Source organism: Streptomyces sp. NPDC091377 (genome assembly GCF_044757045.1).
Classification (GTDB): Bacteria; Actinomycetota; Actinomycetes; order Streptomycetales; family Streptomycetaceae; genus Streptomyces.
Map to the genome: position 1 here is coordinate 125,426 of NZ_JBIVUE010000007.1, position 20,751 is coordinate 146,176.

General features: G+C 73.2%; 15 protein-coding genes. 12 read left to right on the plus strand and 3 right to left on the minus strand.

Translation table 11 applies throughout. The annotated features are described in order from the left end of the window. Window positions 1-232 precede the first annotated feature (232 nt). Both ACIQNG_RS17520 and ACIQNG_RS17525 read left to right on the plus strand, forming a co-directional pair. Window positions 233-1,426 (plus strand): sensor histidine kinase, encoded by a 1,194-nt coding sequence (locus ACIQNG_RS17520; protein WP_401424675.1) that lies wholly within the window; start codon window positions 233-235, stop codon window positions 1,424-1,426. After that, the gene (locus ACIQNG_RS17525) at window positions 1,423-2,091 is read left to right on the plus strand and encodes a response regulator (RefSeq protein WP_401424676.1); all 669 of its coding nucleotides are present in this window, start codon (window positions 1,423-1,425) and stop codon (window positions 2,089-2,091) included. The genes ACIQNG_RS17520 and ACIQNG_RS17525 overlap by 4 nt, the downstream gene beginning before the upstream one ends. A 62-nt stretch (window positions 2,092-2,153) precedes the next feature. Here the strand turns inward: ACIQNG_RS17525 and ACIQNG_RS17530 are convergent, their stop codons facing one another. After that, complete coding sequence (locus tag ACIQNG_RS17530; protein WP_401424677.1) at window positions 2,154-2,582, minus strand: VOC family protein; 429 nt, start codon at window positions 2,580-2,582, stop codon at window positions 2,154-2,156. A gap of 202 nt (window positions 2,583-2,784) precedes the next feature. Between ACIQNG_RS17530 and ACIQNG_RS17535 the strand changes: the two genes are divergently transcribed. The 9 genes from ACIQNG_RS17535 (at window position 2,785) to ACIQNG_RS17575 (ending at window position 16,585) form a co-directional block, all read left to right on the plus strand. After that, complete coding sequence (locus ACIQNG_RS17535) at window positions 2,785-4,890, plus strand: MMPL family transporter (protein ID WP_401485868.1); 2,106 nt, start codon at window positions 2,785-2,787, stop codon at window positions 4,888-4,890. Between the two features lie 531 nt (window positions 4,891-5,421). Beyond that, a complete protein-coding gene (locus tag ACIQNG_RS17540) occupies window positions 5,422-6,810 on the plus strand; it encodes a glycoside hydrolase family 16 protein (protein ID WP_401485870.1) in 1,389 nt (462 codons plus the stop codon). A gap of 568 nt (window positions 6,811-7,378) precedes the next feature. Then, complete coding sequence (gene zwf, locus ACIQNG_RS17545; protein WP_401485872.1) at window positions 7,379-9,028, plus strand: glucose-6-phosphate dehydrogenase; 1,650 nt, start codon at window positions 7,379-7,381, stop codon at window positions 9,026-9,028. Next, window positions 9,025-9,954: a glucose-6-phosphate dehydrogenase assembly protein OpcA gene (gene opcA / locus ACIQNG_RS17550; protein ID WP_401485874.1), complete on the plus strand. Its 930-nt coding sequence runs from the start codon at window positions 9,025-9,027 to the stop codon at window positions 9,952-9,954. The genes zwf and opcA overlap by 4 nt, the downstream gene beginning before the upstream one ends. Then, window positions 9,954-11,591 (plus strand): glucose-6-phosphate isomerase, encoded by a 1,638-nt coding sequence (pgi, locus tag ACIQNG_RS17555; RefSeq protein WP_401424682.1) that lies wholly within the window; start codon window positions 9,954-9,956, stop codon window positions 11,589-11,591. Before opcA ends, pgi begins: the two co-directional genes overlap by 1 nt. 6 nt (window positions 11,592-11,597) lie before the next feature. After that, window positions 11,598-12,485, plus strand: coding sequence for a phosphogluconate dehydrogenase (NAD(+)-dependent, decarboxylating) (gnd, locus tag ACIQNG_RS17560; RefSeq protein WP_401424683.1), 888 nt, complete (start codon window positions 11,598-11,600; stop codon window positions 12,483-12,485). Window positions 12,486-12,492: 7 nt separating this feature from the next. After that, a complete protein-coding gene (locus tag ACIQNG_RS17565) occupies window positions 12,493-13,080 on the plus strand; it encodes a histidine phosphatase family protein (protein WP_401485877.1) in 588 nt (195 codons plus the stop codon). An 84-nt stretch (window positions 13,081-13,164) separates the two neighbouring features. After that, a complete protein-coding gene (locus ACIQNG_RS17570; RefSeq protein ID WP_401485879.1) occupies window positions 13,165-14,688 on the plus strand; it encodes a membrane-associated oxidoreductase in 1,524 nt (507 codons plus the stop codon). Between the two features lie 190 nt (window positions 14,689-14,878). Then, the gene (locus tag ACIQNG_RS17575) at window positions 14,879-16,585 is read left to right on the plus strand and encodes a hypothetical protein (protein WP_401485881.1); all 1,707 of its coding nucleotides are present in this window, start codon (window positions 14,879-14,881) and stop codon (window positions 16,583-16,585) included. 18 nt (window positions 16,586-16,603) lie between these two features. Here the strand turns inward: ACIQNG_RS17575 and ACIQNG_RS17580 are convergent, their stop codons facing one another. Both ACIQNG_RS17580 and ACIQNG_RS17585 read right to left on the minus strand, forming a co-directional pair. Next, the gene (locus tag ACIQNG_RS17580; RefSeq protein ID WP_401485883.1) at window positions 16,604-18,709 is read right to left on the minus strand and encodes a tetratricopeptide repeat protein; all 2,106 of its coding nucleotides are present in this window, start codon (window positions 18,707-18,709) and stop codon (window positions 16,604-16,606) included. A gap of 103 nt (window positions 18,710-18,812) precedes the next feature. Beyond that, window positions 18,813-19,277 (minus strand): TIGR03618 family F420-dependent PPOX class oxidoreductase, encoded by a 465-nt coding sequence (locus ACIQNG_RS17585; RefSeq protein WP_401424688.1) that lies wholly within the window; start codon window positions 19,275-19,277, stop codon window positions 18,813-18,815. Window positions 19,278-19,510: 233 nt separating this feature from the next. Between ACIQNG_RS17585 and ACIQNG_RS17590 the strand changes: the two genes are divergently transcribed. Then, window positions 19,511-20,746: a serine hydrolase domain-containing protein gene (locus ACIQNG_RS17590; RefSeq protein WP_401485885.1), complete on the plus strand. Its 1,236-nt coding sequence runs from the start codon at window positions 19,511-19,513 to the stop codon at window positions 20,744-20,746. The last annotated feature ends 5 nt before the right edge of the window (window positions 20,747-20,751 follow it).

Below are 20,751 nucleotides of genomic sequence, written 5' to 3' on the forward strand. Positions count from 1 at the left end.
CTCCTCGTCTCTCAAGCCGCTGCCCGGCACACCCCCACCGACCGGCCGCTTCACCACGTCGACGGGGTGCGCGGTCGATGGGTTCGATGGGTCGATGGGTCGATGGGTCGATTATCGACCGGGGGCGCGGGCCCGGGCGGAAGCGGGGCGCTCCGTATATCCCTCTCACCGGTGAGGACCCGTCCCGCGCGGGTCGTGATACTGGGACGGCCCTGGTCGCGAGGAGCCGCCCATGCCAGCCCGGTCCTGGATCACCCCCGCCGTCACCCGGCTGCGGGCCACGAATCCCTACGTCATGGATGTGGCGTTCGCGGCCGTCGTCCTGTTCGCGACCACGGTGCAGTGGATCTTCCCGGGTGAGAAGTCCGAGCATCTGACCTGGCTGGGCTTCGTGCTGGGGGCACTGACCGCGCTCCCGCTGATCTGGCGGCGCCGGGCCCCGTTCCTGACGGCGTGCGCCGTGTCGGTGGCGACGACCTCGATGGCCCTGCACCACGCGCCGCCGCCCGACATGATCTACGGCGGGATGTTCGCGCTCTACACCGTGGCCAAGCTCAGTCCGCCCTGGCAACGGCGGCTCATGCTGGTGTGCTGGCTGGTCGGCTCCATCCTGACGTCGGCGCACAAGAACGACGCCCCGCTCTACCAGTACGCGTTCCTCGCGATGAGTGTGATCTGCGGTTACGCGCTCGGCATGCTGGCCCGGCTCCAGGGCGCCTACACCGCGCAGGTCGAGGAGCGGGCCCGGCAGTTGGAGCGGGAGCGGGCCGCCGACACCGAGCGGGCCAGGGTGCAGGAGCGGGCCCGGATCGCCCGGGACATGCACGATGTACTGGCCCACGCGGTGAGTCTGATGGTCGTACAGGCGGAGGCCGGGCCCGTGGTGGTGCGCAGCGATCCGGATCGGGCGGTGGCCGCGTTCGACGCGATCGCGGCGAGCGGCCGGGACGCGATGGGGCAGTTGCGGCGGATCCTCGGGGTGCTCAAGGAGGAACGGGCCAAGGGGGTGCCGCAGCGGTTGCCGCAGCCGGGTGTGGCCGCGCTGCCCGTCCTGGTCCATCAGGTGCGGGACTCCACCGGGCTGCGGGTGGAGATGCGCACGTCGGGCGAGCCGAGCCCGCTGCCGCCGGACACCGATGTCGCCGCCTTCCGTGTGGTGCAGGAGGCGCTCACCAACACGGTCAAACACGCGTACGCTTCCTCCGCGACGGTCGCACTCGACTGGACGGAGGACGCCTTGACACTGACGGTCACCGACGACGGACGCGGCCCCGCGGACACCCCCGGCGGGCACGGTCTGATCGGCATCCGGGAGCGGGCCGCTGCCTGCGGCGGCACCGCGCGCACGGGGCGTGGGCCCCAGGGCGGTTTCCGGGTGCTGGTCAGGCTGCCGTTCGCCGTCGAGCGGGAGGCGGCCGTCGGGTGAGCATCCGGGTGGTCGTCGCCGACGACCAGGAACTGGTCCGCAGCGGCTTCACCATGATCCTGGAGGCGCAGCCGGACATCGCCGTGGTCGCGGAGGCCGGGAACGGCGCCGAGGCGGTGGCCGCCGTCCGCGACCACGCGCCCGACGTGCTGCTGCTGGACATCCGGATGCCGGTGATGGACGGCCTGGAGGCGGCCCGTCAGGTGTGCGCGGGCTCCGACTGCAAGGTCGTCATGCTCACCACGTTCGATCTCGACGAGTACGTCTACGACGCCCTGTACGCGGGCGCGAGCGGCTTTCTGCTGAAGGATGTGCGCCGGGACGACCTGGTGCACGCGGTACGGGTGGTCGCGGCGGGCGACTCGCTGCTGGCGCCGACCGTGACCCGGCGGCTGGTCGCCGACATCGTGCGCCGCCGCCGCGAGGGGGCGTCGGCCGAGGCCACCCCGCAGCGCCTGGACGTGCTCACCGCCCGCGAGGTGGAGACCCTGCGGCTGCTGGCCCGGGGGCTGTCCAACGCCGAGATCGCCACGTCGCTGTTCGTCAGCGAGCACACGGTGAAGACCCATGTCAGCAATGTGCTGAGCAAGCTGGGGCTCAGGGACCGGGTGCAGGCGGTGATCTGCGCGTACGAGTCGGGGCTGGTGACACCGGGCGGCGGCTAGCGGCCTCCGGCGTGCGGCGTGCGGCGTGCGGTGGTGGGTATGGGGTCGGGCCGGTGGTCGGGTCACTCCCCACCCTCGTCCTCCCCCAGCTGCTCGAAGAGGGTGAGCTGGAGCGCGGCCGGGCCCTCCAGACGGGAGTTGAGGGAGTCCCAGGGGGTGCGGGTCGGCTCGGCGACCACCTCGGCCCCCGCGGCGGCGAGCCGTGCCGTGACGGCGGTGGAGTCGTCGACCTGGAAGGCGACACGGACATGGCCGGCGACCCGGCGGCCGACCTCCACGTCGTCGATGAACGCGGCGTGGTTCGGGTCGGTGATCTCCAGCGTGGCCCGGCCCGCCTCCAGGATCGTCACGTGGCCGTTCTCCGAGGAGTACGCGGCGCGTTCGGGCAGACCGAGCGCGTCCCGGTAGAAGCGCAGGGCCTTTTCGTAGTCCTCGGCACTCTCGGCGGTGACGACCAGACGCAGTTCGCGGACGGGGGATTCGTCGGACATCGGGGTTCTCCTTCACTGATCACCGGCATCACGGTGATCACGTCAACCGTCCGCCCCCGGCTTCCATTCCGCCTCCCTCTCAGGAGTGACCACTCCCCCGCACGGGCGATCTCCCGATACCGCTCGTCCCGGCGATCCGGTGACACCCCCCGCGCCGCGACGCTGTGGGCATGGCAAAACCCACGATCCGCCGGGAGGCACCGTGTTGACCGCACTCGCGCGGACGGCGACCCGCCGCCCGCTCACCATGATTCTCTTCTGGGCGTTGTTCCTGCTTCTCGGGTTCGGGCTGGGCACCGGGGTCTTCGCCCGGCTCTCCGACAATGTGCCGGAGGTCCCCGGTACCGAGTCGGAGTCGGCGGCCCGGTACCTCGACCGGGTCGACCCGGTGGGTGAGTCCATCACGGCGGTGGTCGCGGGCTCCGGGGTGACCGGGGCAGAGATACGCGGGCAGGTCGAGGCCGCCGTCACCGAACTGCGGGACATCGCCGGGGTGGCCGCCGTCCCGGACCCCTACACCACACCGGGACTGACCTCCGAGGACGGCCGGGCGGTACTGATCCCGGTCACCCTTGAGGGCGGTCTGGACGACGACGGTGAGAAGGAGACCGTGGACGCGGCGGTCGACCGGGTCCATGAGATCGAGGCGCCCGAGGTGCATGTCAGCGGGGGCCCGCTGCTGGGCACCCAACTCGGCGGCCAGGCGCAGAAGGACGTGCTGAACGCGGAGCTGATCTCCCTGCCGGTGGTGCTGGTGCTGCTCCTGGTGATCTTCGGCGGGCTGCGCGCGGCGGGGCTGCCGCTGCTGGTCGCGGTCAGCGGGATCGCCGGCGCGTTCCTCGCGCTGTTCGTCTTCAGCTACCTCACCGACATCTCCGTCTTCGCCATCCAGGTCACCACCATGCTGGGGCTCGGCCTGGCGGTGGACTACGCGCTGCTGATGCTGGTGCGGTTCCGGGAGGAGCGGCGGACCACCGCCGATCTGGCCGAGGCGGTGCACCGTACGGTCGCGGCGGCCGGGCGGACCGTGCTGTTCTCCGGGCTGACCGTGGCGGTGAGCCTGACCGGGCTGCTGGTCTTCCCCAGTGTGTTCCTGCGCAGCATGGGCCTGGCCGTCGCCGCCGTGGTCGTCATCGACATGCTGGCGGCGCTGACGCTGCTGCCCGCGCTGCTGATGCGGTTCGGCGGGAAGATCCCGCCCGCGAAGGAGCGCCCGGAGGGCGAGGAGGGGCGGGTCTTCGCCCGGCTGGCCCGGTTCGCGGCCCGGCGCAGGGTCGCCGTGCTCGCCGTGGTCGTCCCGGCCCTGCTGGTGCTGGCGTTGCCGGTGGCGGGGATGCGGATCAACACCGGTGACGCGAACCAGTTGCCCGCCAGTTCCGAGGCGCGTCAACTGTTCGACACCGTCGACGCGCACTTCCCGGCGGGCACCGGCGTCGCCCCGGTGACCGTGGTCATGAAGCCCGGCACCGACCCGGCCGTCGCCGAGCGCGTCCAGGCGCTGTCCCCGGGCGCCGAGACCCGGCGACTGCCGGGCGGGGCCGACGTCCTGGAGATCCCGTCGCCCGGCACGGTGGACGGGGACACGGCCACCGACCTGGTGAAGGAGATCCGGGAACTGCGCGGGGGCGAGTCCGTGGAGGTGACCGGTCCGGCGGCCCAGTTGGTCGACTTCCGGGACATGCTCTCCGAGCGGACGCCCTGGGCCGCCCTGACCGTCCTCGCCGGTATCTTCCTGCTGCTGTTCGCCTTCACCGGTTCGGTGCTGCTGCCGCTGCGCACCATCGCCACCACCCTGCTCAGTCTGGGAGCCGCGCTCGGTGTGGTGGTGTGGGTGTTCCAGGACGGCCATCTGGCGGGGCTGCTCGGCTCGGAGGAACTGGGCGCGCTCAGCCTGACCGCCCCACCGCTGATCATCGCGATCGCGTTCGGACTCGCCATGGACTACGAGTTGTTCATCCTGGCCCGGATGCGCGAGGCCCGGCAGCAGGGCGAGGACGAGCGGGAGGCCGTGGTCACCGGGCTGCGCCGCTCCGGCCGGGTGGTGACCTGCGCCGCGCTCTTGCTGGCGGTCGTCTTCGCCGCCTTCATGACCGGCGGGTTCGCCCCCATCCTCCAGATCGGTCTGGGGCTGACGCTGGCGGTCCTGATCGACGCAACGATCGTACGGATGCTGCTGGTGCCGGCGACGATGATGCTGCTCGGCAGGTACGCCTGGTGGGCGCCGAAGCCGCTGCGCCGGGTCCACGACCGGATCGGCCTCAGCGAGGAACCGCCGGCCCCGGCACCCCGGGAGCCCGCCGGGGTGTGACCCCGACCGGATCTCGGTCCGCAGGCTCGGCCGGTCATACGGGGCGGCCGGGCAGGCCGTCTCCAGGACGGCACGACACCGAGGCCAACGGCCGGCGAGTCTCCCGCGGGGGTGGGGACTCACCGGCCGTTCCCCTGCCGGGGGGGACGGGGCACGCATGTATGGGGGCACGCATCCACGGGTGCGCGGGGTCGCGAACCGCCGACGGGGGGCGGTGCGGGGGCGTGTTCGCGGGGGCGCGAATGCGCGGGGGTACGGCTCCACCGGGGGACGGGGCCACCGGGCCCCACCCCCACCCCCACCCCGGCTTCACCCGCTGAACTCACCTCCCCCCGAAGGGATTTCACGGCTTCACCTCTTGACGGCCGGAGTGACGGCGAGCACATTGACCGAACCGTGAGAGCGCTCTCACCCCCCGCACCCCCCGCATCCTCCGCGCCCCCGACCCCCCGCACCGCCCCCACCGCCCCCACCGCCCCCACCGCTCTCCTCGGTATCCGCGTAGCCACTCCCCACCCGAGAGGGACCCCCATGAGTGATCCCCGATCCCCGAGAAGCTCCGGCCGGTTGCGGCGCGGCCTGTTCGCCGTGCTCGGCACCCTCGCGCTCACCGCGACCGCGGCCACCGCCACCGGCCCCGCCGCGAGCGCCGCCGCTCCCCCGCCCCCGTCCGGTTGGACGCAGGTCTTCGCCGATGACTTCGACGGCCCGGCCGGCACCGGCGTCAACACCGCGAACTGGCAGTACGCCACCGGCACCGGCTATCCGGGCGGCCCCGCGAACTGGGGCACCGGCGAGATCGAACGGATGACGTCCAGCACCGAGAACGTCGCTCTGGACGGCGCCGGGAACCTCCGTATCACCCCGCGCCGGGACGCCTCCGGCACCTGGACCTCGGGCCGTATCGAGACCAACCGCACCGACTTCCAGCCGCCGGCCGGCGGCACCCTGCGGGTCGAGTCCCGCATCCAGATGCCCCACGTGACCGGCGCCGCCGCGCGCGGCTACTGGCCCGCCTTCTGGATGCTCGGCTCCCCGTTCCGGGGCAACTACTGGAACTGGCCGAGCGTCGGCGAGATCGACATCCTGGAGAACGTGCAGGGCCTCAACACCGTCTGGGCCACCCTGCACTGCGGCACCTCGCCGGGCGGCCCCTGCAACGAGACCACCGGCCTCGGCGGTTCCACCACCTGTCCCGGCGCCTCCTGCCAGTCCGCCTTCCACACCTACCGCATGGAGTGGGACCGTTCGGCGAGCGTCGAACAGATCCGCTTCTCCGTCGACGGCGTCAACTACCACACCGTCCGCGAGAACCAGGTCGACGCCACCACCTGGACCAACGCCACCGATCACGGCTTCTTCATCATCCTCAACGTGGCGATGGGCGGCGGCTTCGTGGACGCCTTCGGCGGTGGCCCCGACGCCGCCACCGTGCCGGGCCACCCCATGGTCGTCGACTATGTGCAGGTGCTCTCCTCCGCGGGCGGCACCACCCCGCCAGGTGACGGGCGGGACGCCTACGGCAGCATCCAGGCCGAGTCCTACGACGGCCAGTCCGGCACGCTGACCGAGGCCACGACCGACACCGGCGGCGGGCAGAACATCGGCGCCCTGGCCAATGGCGACTGGGCGCTCTACCGGGGTGTCGACTTCGGCTCGACGGCGGCACGGCAGTTCGTGGCGCGGGTGGCGAGCGGTGCGGGCGGCGGGGTGAGCGGACTGGTCGAGGTGCGCCTGGACAGCCGTGGCGCCACGCCGGTCGGGAGTTTCGCGGTGGGCGGTACGGGCGGCTGGCAGTCCTGGCGGACCGTACCGGCCAACATCTCCGGGGTGACCGGACGGCACGACGTGTATCTCACCTTCACCAGCGGCCAGCCGGCCGACTTCGTCAATGTGAACTGGTTCAGCTTCGGCCGCTGACGTTGTGTGGCGGGCGGCCGTCGGACCGCGGGTCGTCACTTCCGGCTCCCCACGCGCCGGAAGCGGCGGCCCGCTCCCACTGCGGGGGACGGTGTGGTGCGGGGCGGGCGGGAATGCGGGGCCGCCGTGCCCGGTTGATCCGATCGGCGTGGACGGATCGCTCTTCTGGCTGGTGGGAGGCCCGAATGTCATGATCGATATGCGGGCGGGCGAGGCCGGCCCCCCGGCGGTCGGGGAGGGCGTGGCCGAGGGGGTCGGTGCCGAGGTGACCTTGGTGTTCTCCCCGGCGGGTTACCGCCAGGTGATGGACGCCCGTTCCGCCGGGCCGGTGAGGGCACGGGCCGCGGGCCCGGATCTGGCTAGCATCCTTGCGATGGCCTCGTACTTCGCCGTGCCCTGGCGGCCGTCGAACCGTTCGGCGTCTCCTGCGACAGGGTCGTACGGCGGGGAACGAGAGAGGCCGACGCGAGGACGAGGACGTCACGGTGTCCGGGACAGCCCGGCCGATCCGGCCCGGCCCGCCGGGCACGGTGACCGAGTCGCTCAGAGGCGAGGGAGTTGACGGGCAATGAGCAAGAGACTGCCGCAACGGGGCGGAGCGGAGCGCCCGGTGGGCGAGCCGTCGGGCGCGGCGCCCGCGACGGGAACGCCCGCGGACGGGACGGCGGCGGCCACCGGGCCCGCCGGACCGCTCCCCCACTGGACCAACCCCCTCCGTGACCAGGGCGACCGCCGGCTCCCCCCGGTGGCCGGGCCCTGCGGACTCGTCGTCTTCGGGGTGACCGGGGACCTGTCCCGCAAGAAGCTGATGCCGGCGGTGTACGACCTGGCCAACCGGGGGCTGCTGCCACCGGGCTTCTCACTCGTCGGGTTCGCGCGCCGGGACTGGGCGGACGAGGACTTCGCGCAGATCGTGTACGAGGCCGTCAAGGAGCACGCGCGCACCCCGTTCCGCGAGGAGGTCTGGCGCCAGCTCGCCGACGGCATGCGGTTCGTGCCGGGCGACTTCTCCGACGACACCGCGTTCAAGCAGCTGCGCCACGCCGTGGAGGACCTGGACTCCGCACGGGGCACCAGCGGCAACTACGCCTTCTACCTCTCCGTGCCGCCGAAGTTCTTCCCGGCCGTCGTGCGCCAGCTGAAGAAGCACGGCCTGGCGAACGCGCCGGAGGGCTCCTGGCGGCGGGCGGTCATCGAGAAGCCGTTCGGTCGGGACCTGGCGAGCGCGCACGAGCTGAACGCGGTCGTGCACGAGGTGTTCGGCCCGGACCAGGTGTTCCGGATCGATCACTACCTCGGCAAGGAGACCGTCCAGAACATCCTGGCGCTGCGGTTCGCCAACACGATGTTCGAGCCGATCTGGAACCGGTCCTTCGTGGACCATGTGCAGATCACCATGGCCGAGGACATCGGCATCGGCGGCCGGGCCGGGTACTACGACGGCATCGGCGCCGCCCGAGACGTCATCCAGAACCACCTGCTCCAGTTGCTGGCGCTGACCGCGATGGAGGAGCCCGCCTCCTTCGACGCGCAGTCGCTGCTCGCCGAGAAGCTGAAGGTGCTCAAGGCGGTGCGGGGGCCGGCGGACCTGGGCCGGGACACCGTGCGCGGCCAGTACGCGGCGGGCTGGCAGGGCGGCGAGCAGGTCGTCGGCTATCTGGAGGAGGACGGCATCGACCCCGGGTCGGTCACCGACACCTACGCGGCGGTCAGGCTGGAGATCGACAACCGGCGCTGGGCGGGCGTCCCCTTCTATCTGCGCACCGGCAAGCGGCTGGGCCGGCGGGTGACCGAGATCGCGGTGGTCCTCCAGCGCGCCCCGCACTCCCCGTTCGACACGGAGGCGACGGAGGAGCTGGGCCGCAACGCGATCGTGATCCGGGTGCAGCCGGACGAGGGCGTGACGGTCCGGTTCGGTTCGAAGGTGCCGGGCACCTCGATGGAGATCCGGGACGTGACGATGGACTTTGCCTACGGCGAGTCGTTCACGGAGTCCAGCCCGGAGGCGTACGAGCGGCTGATCCTGGATGTGCTCCTCGGGGACGCCAATCTGTTCCCCCGTCACCAGGAAGTGGAAGAGTCCTGGAAGATCCTCGACCCGATCGAGGAGTACTGGGCGGCCCACGGCCGTCCGGCGCCCTACGCGTCGGGCGGCTGGGGCCCCGAGGAAGCCGACGAGATGCTCGCACGAGACGGACGGAGCTGGCGCAGGCCATGAAGATCGACCTGACCGACACCACGGCAAGCAAGATCAACAAGGCGTTGGTGGAGGGCCGCCGCGCCATCGGGACGCCCGCGGTGGGCATGGTCCTGACGATGGTGATCGTCACCGACGAGGAGAACGCCTACGACGCCATCAGGGCGGCCGAGGAGGCGTCGCACGAGCACCCCTCGCGCACCCTGGTCGTCATCAAGCGGCATGCCCGCACCCCGCGCGACCGCGCGGTACCGTCCCGGCTGGACGCCGAGGTGCGGGTGGGCGCCGACGCGGGCACCGGGGAGACGGTGGTGCTGCGGACGTACGGCGAGACCTCGGAGCACGCCGACAGTGTCGTACTGCCGTTGCTGCTGCCGGACGCGCCGGTCGTCGTGTGGTGGCCGGGAGAGGCGCCGGAGAACCCGTCGAAGGATCCGCTGGGCGCGCTGGCCCAGCGCCGGATCACCGATCTGTACGCCGTCGCGGACCCGTTCCGGGTGCTGGAGACCCGGGCGCGCACCTACGCGCCCGGCGACACCGATCTGGCCTGGACCCGGCTCACCCCGTGGCGTTCGATGCTGGCCGCCGCCCTGGACCAGTCGCGGACCGAGGTGATCTCGGCGGCGGTGGAGGCCGAGGAGGAGAACCCGGCCGCCGAACTGCTGGCCCGCTGGCTGCGGGCGCGGCTCGGCGTCACCGTCGAACGGGTCGTCACCCGGGGCCCGGTCGTCACCGCCGTACGGCTGGGCACGGCGGACGGGGACATCGTCATCGACCGTCCCGAGGGGCCGCTCGCCACGCTGTCGCTGCCCGGCCAGCCCTCGCGCACCCTGGCGCTGAAGGTGCGTCCCACCTCCGATCTGATCGCCGAGGAGCTGCGGCGCCTCGACGCGGACGAGATGTACGCCGTGGCCCTGCGGGGCGCGCCGGCCGAGGGGACCGTCTGATGTCGTACCCCAACCTCACCCGGCGCCCCGAGTGGACCGCGCTGGAGGACCACCGGGCCGCGTTCCACACCCCGCTGCGGGAGCTGTTCGCGGCGGACCCGGAGCGCGCCGGGCGCTATGTGGTGACCGTCGGTGATCTGCGGATCGACTACTCCAAGCACCTGGTCACCGACGAGACGCTCGCCCTGCTCGGCGAACTGGCCGTCGCCACGGACGTGGCCGGGCTGCGGGACGCCATGTTCCGCGGCGAGAAGATCAACAGCACCGAGGGCCGGGCGGTGCTGCACACGGCGCTGCGAGCCCCGCGCGACGCGGTCATAGCGGTCGACGGTGAGAACGTCGTCCCCGAGGTGCACGCCGTGCTGGACCGGATGGCCGCCTTCGCGGACCGGGTCCGTTCGGGCGCGTGGACCGGCCACACCGGCCGGCGGATCCGTGCGGTCGTCAACATCGGCATCGGCGGTTCCGACCTGGGCCCGGCGATGGCGTACGAGGCGCTGCGGGCGTTCACCGCGCGCGATCTGGTGTTCCGTTTCGTCTCCAACGTGGACGGCGCCGATCTGCACGAGGCGGTGCGGGACCTGGACCCGGAGGAGACGCTGTTCGTGGTGGCGTCGAAGACGTTCACCACGGTCGAGACGCTCACCAACGCCACCTCGGCCCGCGCCTGGCTGCTGGCGGGCCTGGGCGGCGAGGAGAAGGCGGTGGCCCGGCACTTCGTGGCGGTGTCCACCAACGCCGGGCAGGTCACCGGGTTCGGTATCGACCCGGAGAACATGTTCGAGTTCTGGGACTGGGTCGGCGGGCGCTACTCGTACGACTCGGCGATCGGGCTGTCGCTGATGATCGCGATCGGCCCGGAGCGGTTCCGGGAGCTGCTCGCCGGCTTCCGGCTGGTGGACGAGCACTTCCGCACCGCGCCGCTGGAGGCCAACGCCCCGGTGATCCTGGGCCTGCTGGGCGTCTGGTACGGCAATTTCATGGGCGCCCAGTCGCACGCGGTGCTGCCGTACTCCCACTACCTGTCCAGGTTCACCGCCTATCTCCAGCAGCTCGACATGGAGTCCAACGGCAAGTCGGTGGACCGGGAGGGTCACCCGGTGGAGTGGCAGACGGGGCCGGTCGTGTGGGGCACGCCGGGCACCAACGGGCAGCACGCCTACTACCAGCTGATCCACCAGGGCACCAAGCTGATCCCGGCCGACCTGATCGGCTTCGCGCGGCCGGTGGGTGAGCTGAGCGACCGGCTCAAGGGGCAGCACGACCTGCTGATGGCCAATCTGTTCGCGCAGGGCCAGGCGCTGGCCTTCGGAAAGACGGCGGAGGAGGTGCGCGCCGAGGGGGTGCCCGAGGAGCAGGTCCCGCACCGCACCTTCCGGGGCAACCACCCGACCACCACGATCCTCGCCCGCGAACTGACCCCGTCCGTGCTGGGCCAGCTCGTCGCGCTCTACGAGCACAAGGTGTTCGTGCAGGGCGCGGTCTGGCACATCGACTCCTTCGACCAGTGGGGCGTGGAGCTGGGCAAGGTGCTCGCCAAGCGCGTCGGGCCCGCCCTCACCGAGGGCGCCGACGTCCCTGGTCTCGACCCCTCCACCGCCGCCCTCGTGGCCGCGTACCGCACTCTCGGGAAGTGAGCTGACATGCAACTGGGCCTGATCGGACTGGGCAAGATGGGCGGCAACATGCGCGAGCGGATCCGCCGCGCGGGCCACACCGTCGTCGGATACGACCGCAACCCCGATGTCAGTGACGTCGGCAGTCTCGCCGAGCTGGTGGGCGCGCTGGAGGCGCCGCGCACGGTGTGGGTGATGGTCCCGGCCGGTGCCGTCACCCAGTCCGTCATCGACGAGCTGGGCGGGATGCTGGAGGCGGGGGACACCGTCGTGGACGGCGGCAACTCGCGCTGGACGGACGACGAGAGGCACGCGGCGGAGCTGGGCGCCAAGGGCATCGGCTTCGTGGACGCGGGCGTCTCCGGCGGGGTGTGGGGGCTCCAGAACGGCTACGCGCTGATGGTCGGCGGCGACCAGGAGCATGTCGAGCGGCTCCAGCCGGTCTTCGAGGCGCTCAAGCCGGACGGGCCGTACGGCTATGTCCACGCGGGCAAGGTGGGCGCCGGGCACTTCTCCAAGATGGTCCACAACGGCATCGAGTACGCCATGATGCAGGCGTACGCCGAGGGCTGGGAGCTGCTGGAGTCGGTCGACTCGGTGGACAATGTGCGGGAGGTGTACCGCTCCTGGCAGGAGGGCACCGTCATCCGCTCCTGGCTGCTGGACCTGGCGGTCAACGCCCTGGACCAGGACGAGCACCTCGACAAGCTGCGCGGCTACGCCGAGGACTCCGGCGAGGGCCGCTGGACCGTCGAGGCGGCCATCGACCACGCGGTCCCGCTGCCCGCGATCACGGCCTCGCTCTTCACCCGGTTCGCGTCCCGCCAGGACGACTCGCCGCAGATGAAGATGATCGCCGCGCTGCGCAATCAGTTCGGCGGACACGCCGTCGAGTCGGCCGACGAGCCGAAGTAGCCCGGCCGTGGGGGATCTTCTGCTGGTCCGGCACGGGGAGACGGAGTGGAGCCTGTCGGGCCGGCACACCGGCTGGACCGATCTGCCGCTCACCGAGCGCGGTGAGGAGCAGGCCAAGTCGCTCGCTCCGCTCCTGTCCGGCCGGCCCTTCGCCCGGGTGCTCACCAGCCCGCTGGGCCGCGCGGTCCGCACCGCCGAACTGGCCGGCCTCACCGGGGCCGAAACCGAACCCGACCTGCGCGAATGGGACTACGGAGGCTACGAGGGCGTCACCACCCGCGCGATCCACCGCGGCCGGCCCGACTGGTACCTGTGGACCGACGGCGTACCGCCGGGCACGGAGGGCCACCCGGGCGAGTCACCCCACCAGGTGGGCGCGCGGGCGGACCGGCTGCTGGCCGCGCTCGCCGCCGCGCTCGACACGGGCGATGTGGTGCTCGTGGCGCACGGCCACTTCCTGCGGGTGGTGACGGCCCGCCGCCTCGGCCTCCCGCCCGCCACCGGCCGTCTGTTCCAGCTGGCGACGGGGACGTTGAGCCGGCTGTCGACGGAACACGGGCGACCGGTGATCGCGGAGTGGAACACCAGGCCGTAGCGCCCCGCCCGCGGCGCCCGCCGAACAGCGGTCCGTCAGCGCCGTGTTGACAGCCGCGGGCGGTGGCATCAGAGTCGCGTTCCGATGGAGATCAATCATCTGACGCCGGCCGAACGGCGGGTGTGGCGGGCCTTTCCGCGCGGGGAGACGGTGGACTTCCGCACGGCCGGCGACGGCAGCGCGGGCGGTGCGGACGGTACGGGAGGTGCGGACGGTACGGAAGGTGAGGGCGGTACGGGAGGTGAGGGCGGCGCGGCCTGGGGGCCGGAGCGGACGCTACGGGCCTCGGTGGTCAAGGCGCTCCTGATCAGCGGGCCGCAGGTGGAGGGGGAGGTACCGGCGCTGCGGGTGTGCGGCGCCCGGGTGACCGGCCCGCTCGACCTCACCCACGCCGTGATCGACACTCCGGTGCGGCTGAGTCACTGCCACTTCACCGACCCGCCCGAGTTCTACGGCGCCCAGTTGCGCCGCCTCAGTCTGCGCGGCTCCAGTCTGCCCGCCCTCGATCTGGGCAGCGTCCGTATCGAGGGCGTGCTCCAGCTCTCGGAGTGCCGGATGCGCGGCCGGATCCAGCTCGCGGGCGCCCAGATCGCCGGAGCGCTGTTCCTCGCCCGCGCCGAACTCACCACCCGGGACCCCACCAAGGCCGCGATCCGGCTCGACGGGGCGACGGTCGGGGAGGACATCTGGGCGCCGGGGGTGCGGGCGACCGGGGAGATCCGGCTCAACGGCGCCACCGTCAACGGCAGCGTCAACCTCTCCGACGCCCGGCTCGACCCGGCCGAGGGGCTCGCCCTCGACGCCCAGAAGGCCACGGTGGAGGGCGACATGCTGCTGAAGCGCGCCCGGATCCGCGGCTGGATCGGCCTGCGCGGCGCCCGCGTCACCGGCCGCCTCGACCTGTCCTACGTCGATCTCGCGAAGCCCGGTGCGGCGGTGCTGCGGGCCAACAACGCGACCGTCGGCCAGCTCTGGCTGCGCAAGGGGCCACCGGTCGACGGCCGGATCAGTCTGCGGCACACCCAGATCGACGTGCTGTTCCTGGAGCCGGAGAAGGTGCCCGGCACGGTCTACCTGGAGAGCCTCGTCTACACCTCGCTCATCCCCAACGAGCCCGCCGCGCGGCGGCTGCCCCTGGTGGAGCGCGACGGCGACGGCTATGTGCCGTACGCCTACGAGCAGTTGACGGCCGCGTACCGCAGGAACGGCGACGAGGACTCGGCCCGCCGGGTCCAGCTCGCCAAGCAGCGCCGCCACCGCACCACCCTCGCCTGGTACGGCCGCGCCTGGGGGCATGTCCAGGACGCGGCCGTCGGCTACGGCTTCCGTCCGCTGCGCGCCTGCGGCTGGCTGCTGTCGCTCCTCGTCATCGGCACGGTCGCCTTCACTGTGCACCGTCCGCGCCCGCTGAAGCCCGCCGAGGCGCCGGAGTTCGACCCGTTCTTCTACACCCTGGACCTGCTGCTGCCGGTCATCTCCTTCGGCCAGGAACCGGCGTTCGCCCCGGACGGCGCGTTCCAGAAACTGTCGTACGTCCTCGTCCTGGCGGGCTGGATCCTGGCCTCGACGGTGATCGCGGGTGTGACGCGGGTGGTGAACCGTCAGTAGCCGACGACGAGCGCGGCGGGCGGGGTGACTATCGTGGGCCGGTCACACGGACAGGGTGACCGGTGACAGGGCGACGGGGTGACAGGAGAGGGGGCGGGGCGTGGCGGGGGCCGGGTGGATTCGGGTGCCGGTCGGGGACGACGCGGCACGGTGGGCCACACGGGGGCACAGCCGCAAGGTGCTGCTCGTCGTGCACAACGTGACCTCGGCGACCCGGCTGCTCGATGTCCTGCCGCTCTTCCACGACGACTTCCGGGTGCAGTTGCTGGCCACCTGCACGGGCTCGTCCGCGTTCGGCTCGGGCGTCGCCGAACTGCTCGCGGACACGGGCGTCCCGGTCGTCCCGTGGGAACAGGCCGTACGGACCCCGGTCGCGTTGGCGATCTCGGCCAGCTTCGGCGGTCAACTGCCCTCTTTGAAGGGGCAGTTGACGATACTCTCCCACGGCGTCGGATATACTAAGAGGCTGGCGACACCCGACACCCGACACCCGACACCCGACACCCGACACCCGACACCCGACACCCGACACCCGACACCCGACACCCGGGGGGCCGAGGGGCCGGGAGGTGGTGAGGAGGGGGGTCCGGTCTTCGGGATGTCTCCCGAGTGGCTGCTCGACGGCGACGGGGCGCCGGTGGCGGACGCGCTGGTGCTGTCCCACCCCGAGCAGGACGAGCGGCTGCGTGCCGTCTGTCCGCGGGCCGCGCCGACCGCCGTGCTCGCCGGGGACCCGTGCTGGGACCGCATGCTGGCGGCCCGCCCCCACCGCGACCGCTTCCGCCGGGCCCTCGGGGTGCGCGAGGGGCAGCGGCTGGTGCTGCTCAGCTCCACCTGGAACCCGGAGTCCCTCTTCGGCGACGGGGGCGACACCGACGTGCTGCCGTCGCTGCTGCCCGCGCTGGCCGCCCAGTTCCCGGCCGACGAGTACCGGCTCGGGGCCGTGCTGCATCCGAACATCTGGCACGGTCACGGCCCCGGGCAGCTCCGGGCGTGGCTGGACGGGGCCAGGCGCCGCGGACTCACCCTGATCGATCCGCTCCACGGCTGGCGACAGGCGCTCGTGGCGGCCGACGCGGTGATCGGCGACCACGGCTCGGTCACGTACTACGCCGCCGCGCTCGGCACCCCCGTCCTGCTCGGCGCCGCGCCCCTGTCCGGGCTCGCCCCCGACGCGCCGGTCCACGCCTTCGTCCGCGACGCGCCCCGCCTCGACCCCACCCGCCCCCTGCGCCCCCAGCTCGACGCCCTCATGGCGTCCCACCGGCCCGACCCCCGCCCCGCCGCGTTCGTCAGCTCGGTGCCCGGCGAGTCGGCGGCGCGGCTGCGCCGGCTCTTCTACGCCCAGATGGGCCTGCCCGAACCCGACCGCCCCGCGCTGCTCGAACCCCTCCCCCTGCCCCCGTACGAGCCCGCGACCCACACGGAGCCGCAGCGGGTCGTCACCCGCGTCGGCGCGGACGGGGTCCTCACGGTCGTACGCCGCTCGGGGACCGCCGGCACGGAGGCCGCCGACGACGAGGGGGAGGCGCAGGTCGCCGTGCACGAGGACACCCGCGACCCCGGCCGGCTCACCGTGGCCGACGTGGTGTTCCGCGAGACGGATCCCGCCGACCCCCGCTTCGGGTCACCGGCGCGGTGGACCGCCGACATCCTGGACCGGTATCCGCACTGCGCGCTCGCGGCCTGTGTCACCGCCTCCGACACCTGTGTCGTACGGCTCCGTTCGGGTGCCCTGCTGGAGCTACGGGTCCGGGGCGGCGCCGATCCGGTGGCCTGCGCCTGTGCGCTGCACGCGTGGGTGGCGGCGGGGCGGGATCCGCAGGAGCTGACCGGGTCCGGGCTGACGGTGCGGACGGGGCGGGCGACCCATCAGGTGGACGTCACCGTGCGGTGAGGCCACGGGGCTCGCGGGTCAGTCCGTGTCCAGGCAGCGCTGACGCAGCTCACGCAGATAGCGCAGGGGATACTCGGCGTTCTCCTGGGCGAGTGCCGCGAGTGCCTCCTCCACCAGCGGGAGGGCCGCTTCGGGTGCCCCGCCGTCCAGTCGGGTCTCGGCGAGATCGGTGAGGGTGCGGGCGGTGTTGTAGGACTCGCCGGTGTCGCGGAAGAACCGCAGGGCGCGCTCCAGGTGGCGGAGCGCCTCGGGGTGGTCGCCCTGTCCGCGCAGGGCACGGCCCCGGTGGCGCTCCAGCAGGGCGCGGGCGCGGGGCAGGTCGGCCGCGCCCTCGTCGTCGGGGCCGATGCCGTCGAGAACGCGGCCGGCCTCCTCGAAGCGGTCGTACGCCTCGGTGAAGCGCCACTGCCGCAGACGGAGCAGGCCGAGGAACTCGACGGCGGAGGCGTGGCCGCGCGGGTGTCCGGCGGTGCGCTCGGCGTCGGCCGCCGCGAGGGCCTCACGTTCGGCCTCGTCCCAGCGGCGCACCTCGGTGAGGGTGTGGGCGAGCTGGGCGTGCAGGGCGCCCGCGGCGCGGGTTCCGGGGACATGGGTGTCGGCGGTCCGGACGCCGGTGCGCAGGGCGGGGAGCAGGGTCTCGTGGCGTCCGGCCTTGAGCTGGAGCGGCCACAGCGCGCGGCAGAGCAGGGTGACGGTGCCGGGGTCGCCGAACTCGTCGGCGGCGGCGACCGCCTCGACCAGGTTCGCGGTCTCGGCGGCGAGGGCGGCGAGGGCGGCGCCCCGGTCGGGGAAGTCCGGCCGGTCCGGCCGTTCGGGCGGTACCCGCCAGCTCTCGGGGAGGGCGGCGCGGGCGGCGCCCACGGCGAGGCGGGTGTAGTGGCCGACCGTGCGGGAGACGGCGGCCGAGCAGGCCGCGATGCCGTCGGTGCCGGCCGCGAGGCGTTCGGCGTGGGCGCGCACGGCGGGCCGGTAGCGGTAGCGGCCGGTGTCGGTGCGCTCCAGGAGCAGGGTGTCGGCGAGTTCCTCCAGCAGCCGGGCGGCGGTCTCCGGGTCGGTGTCCGCGGCGCGGGCGGTGGCGGCCGGGTCGAGCGCGGGCCAGTCCCGGAGTCCGGCGAGCCGGTAGAGGCGGGCGGCGTCCGGGGGCAGGAGGCGGTAGGAGTCGTCGGCGGCGGCATGTACCGGATCGTTCACGTCGGGGCCCTCCGGTGCGCGCGGGGTGGGCACGAGGGGCGCGGTGAGCCGGGGTGCGGCGGCGCGCAGGGCGTAGGGCGAACCGGCGCAGCGGTCGAGCACGGCGGGCAGGGTGGCGCGGGCGGCGCCGATCGCCGGTTTGCCGGCCAGTTCGGTGAGGAGCCGTACGGCGTCGCGGCGGGCGAGCGGGCCGACGGGGACGGGCAGGGCGTCGAGGCCGGTGAGGGGGCGGCGGGCGACGACGACGGTGAAGACGTCCGGCGCTGCGGGGAGCAGGGGGCGGAGCTGGGCGGTGGAGCGGGCGTGGTCCAGGACGAGCAGCAGCCGGCGGCCGGCCAGGGTGCGCCGGAGCAGTTCGGCGCGGTCCTCGGTGGCGGGCGGCAGTTCCTCGTCGGGCAGGCCGAGTCGGCGCAGCAGGGTGGCGGGGGCCGCCTCGGGGGCGAGGGTGCGCAGATCGGCGTAGAGCTGGCCGTCCGGGAAGCGGGCGGTGTTGCGCCAGCCCCAGTGCAGGGCGAGGGTGCTGGTGCCGATGCCTTCGGGGCCGTGCAGGAGGGCGAGCCGGGGGCGGCCCTCGAAGGGGCGGGCGGCTTCCTTGTCGAGGAGCTTGAGCGCGTCCCGGCGGTCGGTGAAGGAGCGGGGCGCGGCGGGCAGACAGGCCGGCGCTCCACCGGGGGCGCCGGGCGGTCGTACGCCTGCCGCGAAGCGGGTCCAGGTCCGGGCGAGCCGGGGGTCCTCCCGCAGCCGGTCGTGGAGGAGCCGGGCCACCGCGTCGAGTTCGGCGGGGGTGTCCGGTGCGGGGACCTCGCGGCCGGTGATCCGGCGGACCAGGCCGCCGGTCGACTCCCAGGCCCAGCGGCCGGCCTCGTTCGCCATGCCCAGTCCGACGGCTCCGAGGACCGCGCCGATGGCGCCCAGCGAAATCGGGTCCAGCATGCCGTGTTCTCCCCTCGCACCCCGCGGTCACGGTGGGGCAACCCTAGCCGTGACCACGAGACATGACGAACCGTCACCTCACGGCGCCGGGAGGGGCGGCGGGTCAGCGGCGGGGCGCCCCGTAGACGCGTTCCACCCGTACCCGCAGCACGAGGCGCCGGTCGCGGACCATCGCGGCGCGGAAGTCGTCCCAGTCGGGGTGTTCGCCGCTGGCGTCGCGGTAGAGGCGGATGAGTTCCTCGACCGTGTCGTCGTGCGGGTCCGCGGCGACCGGGGTGAGGTCGGCGGTGCCCTCGGCGACCGTGTAGGCCCAGTGGTCGGCGGTGGTGACGTGGTACGACACGCGGGGGTCGCGGCGGGCGTTGCGGGTCTTGGCGCGATCGTCCGTGACGGAGATCCGCAGGAGCTGTTCGTCGGGGTAGTAGGTGTGCATGACGTTCGACAGCTGGGGCCGGCCGTCGCGCTTGAGGGTCACCAGCACTCCGCCGTGCTCGTCGGTGAGCAGTCGGCGCAGCGCCGCGTCCTGGGTCTGGTCCTGGGTCTCGTCCTGGGGCTGGTCCTGAGTCATGTGCGGGAGAACCGGGCCCGGGGGGCCGTCATTCCCGGTCGCGGGCGAACGGGTGACGGAGGCCGGTGGGGAGCCGGTGGCCCTGCGAGGGCGCGCGGGTGCGGCACCCCGCGGCGCGGTCTCCGGCTCACCCCGCGGCCCGGCCCCCGCGGCGAGGGAAATGTCTGAGGTCGGCGCAGTGGGGTATGCCCGTCGGTGCCTCGGTGGATGTGGGAAGTGGAGGAGGGCACGTGGTGGCTGAACTGCGGCGGGAGGTCGACCCCGGTGAGGCGGGGCTGGATCCGGTGGCGCTGGAGCAGCTGGACCGGCACTTCGTCCGGCTCGTGGAGCAGGGCCGGCTGCCCGGCTTTCTGGTGGCGGTCGCCCGGGGCGGCCGGGTCGCCCATCTGACGACGCACGGACGGCGGGACATAGCCGCCGGGCTGCCCGTCGAGGCCGACACCCTGTGGCGGATCTACTCCATGACCAAGCCCGTGACCTCGGTCGCCGCGCTGACCCTGGTGGAGGAGGGGAGGCTGGCGCTGGACGCCCCGGTCGCCCGGTACCTGCCGGAGTTCGCGGACACCCCGGTCCATGTCGGGGGTTCGGGCGCGCGGATGCGGACCCGGCCGGTCCAGCGGCCGATGCTGGTCCGGCATCTGCTGACCCACACCGCGGGGCTGACCTTCGCCTCGTACCACGCCCACCCGGTGGACGCGCTGTACCGTGCGGCGGGGCTGGAGTCCTCGGTGTCGCCCGGGGCGGATCTCGCCGAGACGGTCGAGGCGTACGCGCGGCTGCCGCTCCAGTTCGAACCGGGCACGCAGTGGAACTACTCGGTGGCCAGCAATGTGCTCGGGCGGGTCATCGAGGTGGTGTCCGGGAAGCCGCTCGACGTGTTCCTCGCCGAGCGGGTCTTCCGGCCGCTCGGGATGCCGGACGCCGGTTTCGAGGTCGACGCCCGGCAGGCCGTACGCCTCGGTGAGCTGTACGGCGAGAAGGCCGACGGCAGCGGGGGCATCGAGCCGGTTCCCGGGCTGCCGCTCGACGGGCGCCCCCGGTTCCTGTCCGGGAGCGGCGGTATGGTCGCCGGGGCGTACGACCTGCACCGGTTCATGGAGATGCTGCGGCGGCACGGGGAACTCGACGGGACACGGCTGCTGTCGCCCGCCACCGTGGACCTGATGACCGCCAACCATCTGCCCGGCGGCGCCGACCTGCGGGCCTTCGGCAGCAGGCCCGCCCATGACCATCCCTCCAAGGACGGGGTCGGGTTCGGGCTCGGGGTGTCCGTGGTGGTCGACCCGGCGCGGACCGAGGCGCCCGCCGGGGCGGGGACGTACGGATGGTTCGGGGTGGCGACCACGATCTTCTTCGTGGACCCGGTGCGCGATCTGACCGTGCAGTTCTACACCCAGGTCAGACCGCGCTCCTCGCACACGGCGTTCCCGGCCCTCAAGCGGCTGGTGCACGAAGCCCTGCTGGAGTGAGACGC

Coding starts and splice junctions, on each gene's coding strand:
- ACIQNG_RS17520 (WP_401424675.1), top strand. CDS start 233: ATGCCAGCCCGGTCCTGGATCACCCCCGCCGTCACCCGGCTGCGGGCC.
- ACIQNG_RS17530 (WP_401424677.1), bottom strand. CDS start 2,582: ATGTCCGACGAATCCCCCGTCCGCGAACTGCGTCTGGTCGTCACCGCC.
- ACIQNG_RS17540 (WP_401485870.1), top strand. CDS start 5,422: ATGAGTGATCCCCGATCCCCGAGAAGCTCCGGCCGGTTGCGGCGCGGC.
- zwf (WP_401485872.1), top strand. CDS start 7,379: ATGAGCAAGAGACTGCCGCAACGGGGCGGAGCGGAGCGCCCGGTGGGC.
- opcA (WP_401485874.1), top strand. CDS start 9,025: ATGAAGATCGACCTGACCGACACCACGGCAAGCAAGATCAACAAGGCG.
- pgi (WP_401424682.1), top strand. CDS start 9,954: ATGTCGTACCCCAACCTCACCCGGCGCCCCGAGTGGACCGCGCTGGAG.
- gnd (WP_401424683.1), top strand. CDS start 11,598: ATGCAACTGGGCCTGATCGGACTGGGCAAGATGGGCGGCAACATGCGC.
- ACIQNG_RS17570 (WP_401485879.1), top strand. CDS start 13,165: ATGGAGATCAATCATCTGACGCCGGCCGAACGGCGGGTGTGGCGGGCC.
- ACIQNG_RS17580 (WP_401485883.1), bottom strand. CDS start 18,709: ATGCTGGACCCGATTTCGCTGGGCGCCATCGGCGCGGTCCTCGGAGCC.
- ACIQNG_RS17585 (WP_401424688.1), bottom strand. CDS start 19,277: ATGACTCAGGACCAGCCCCAGGACGAGACCCAGGACCAGACCCAGGAC.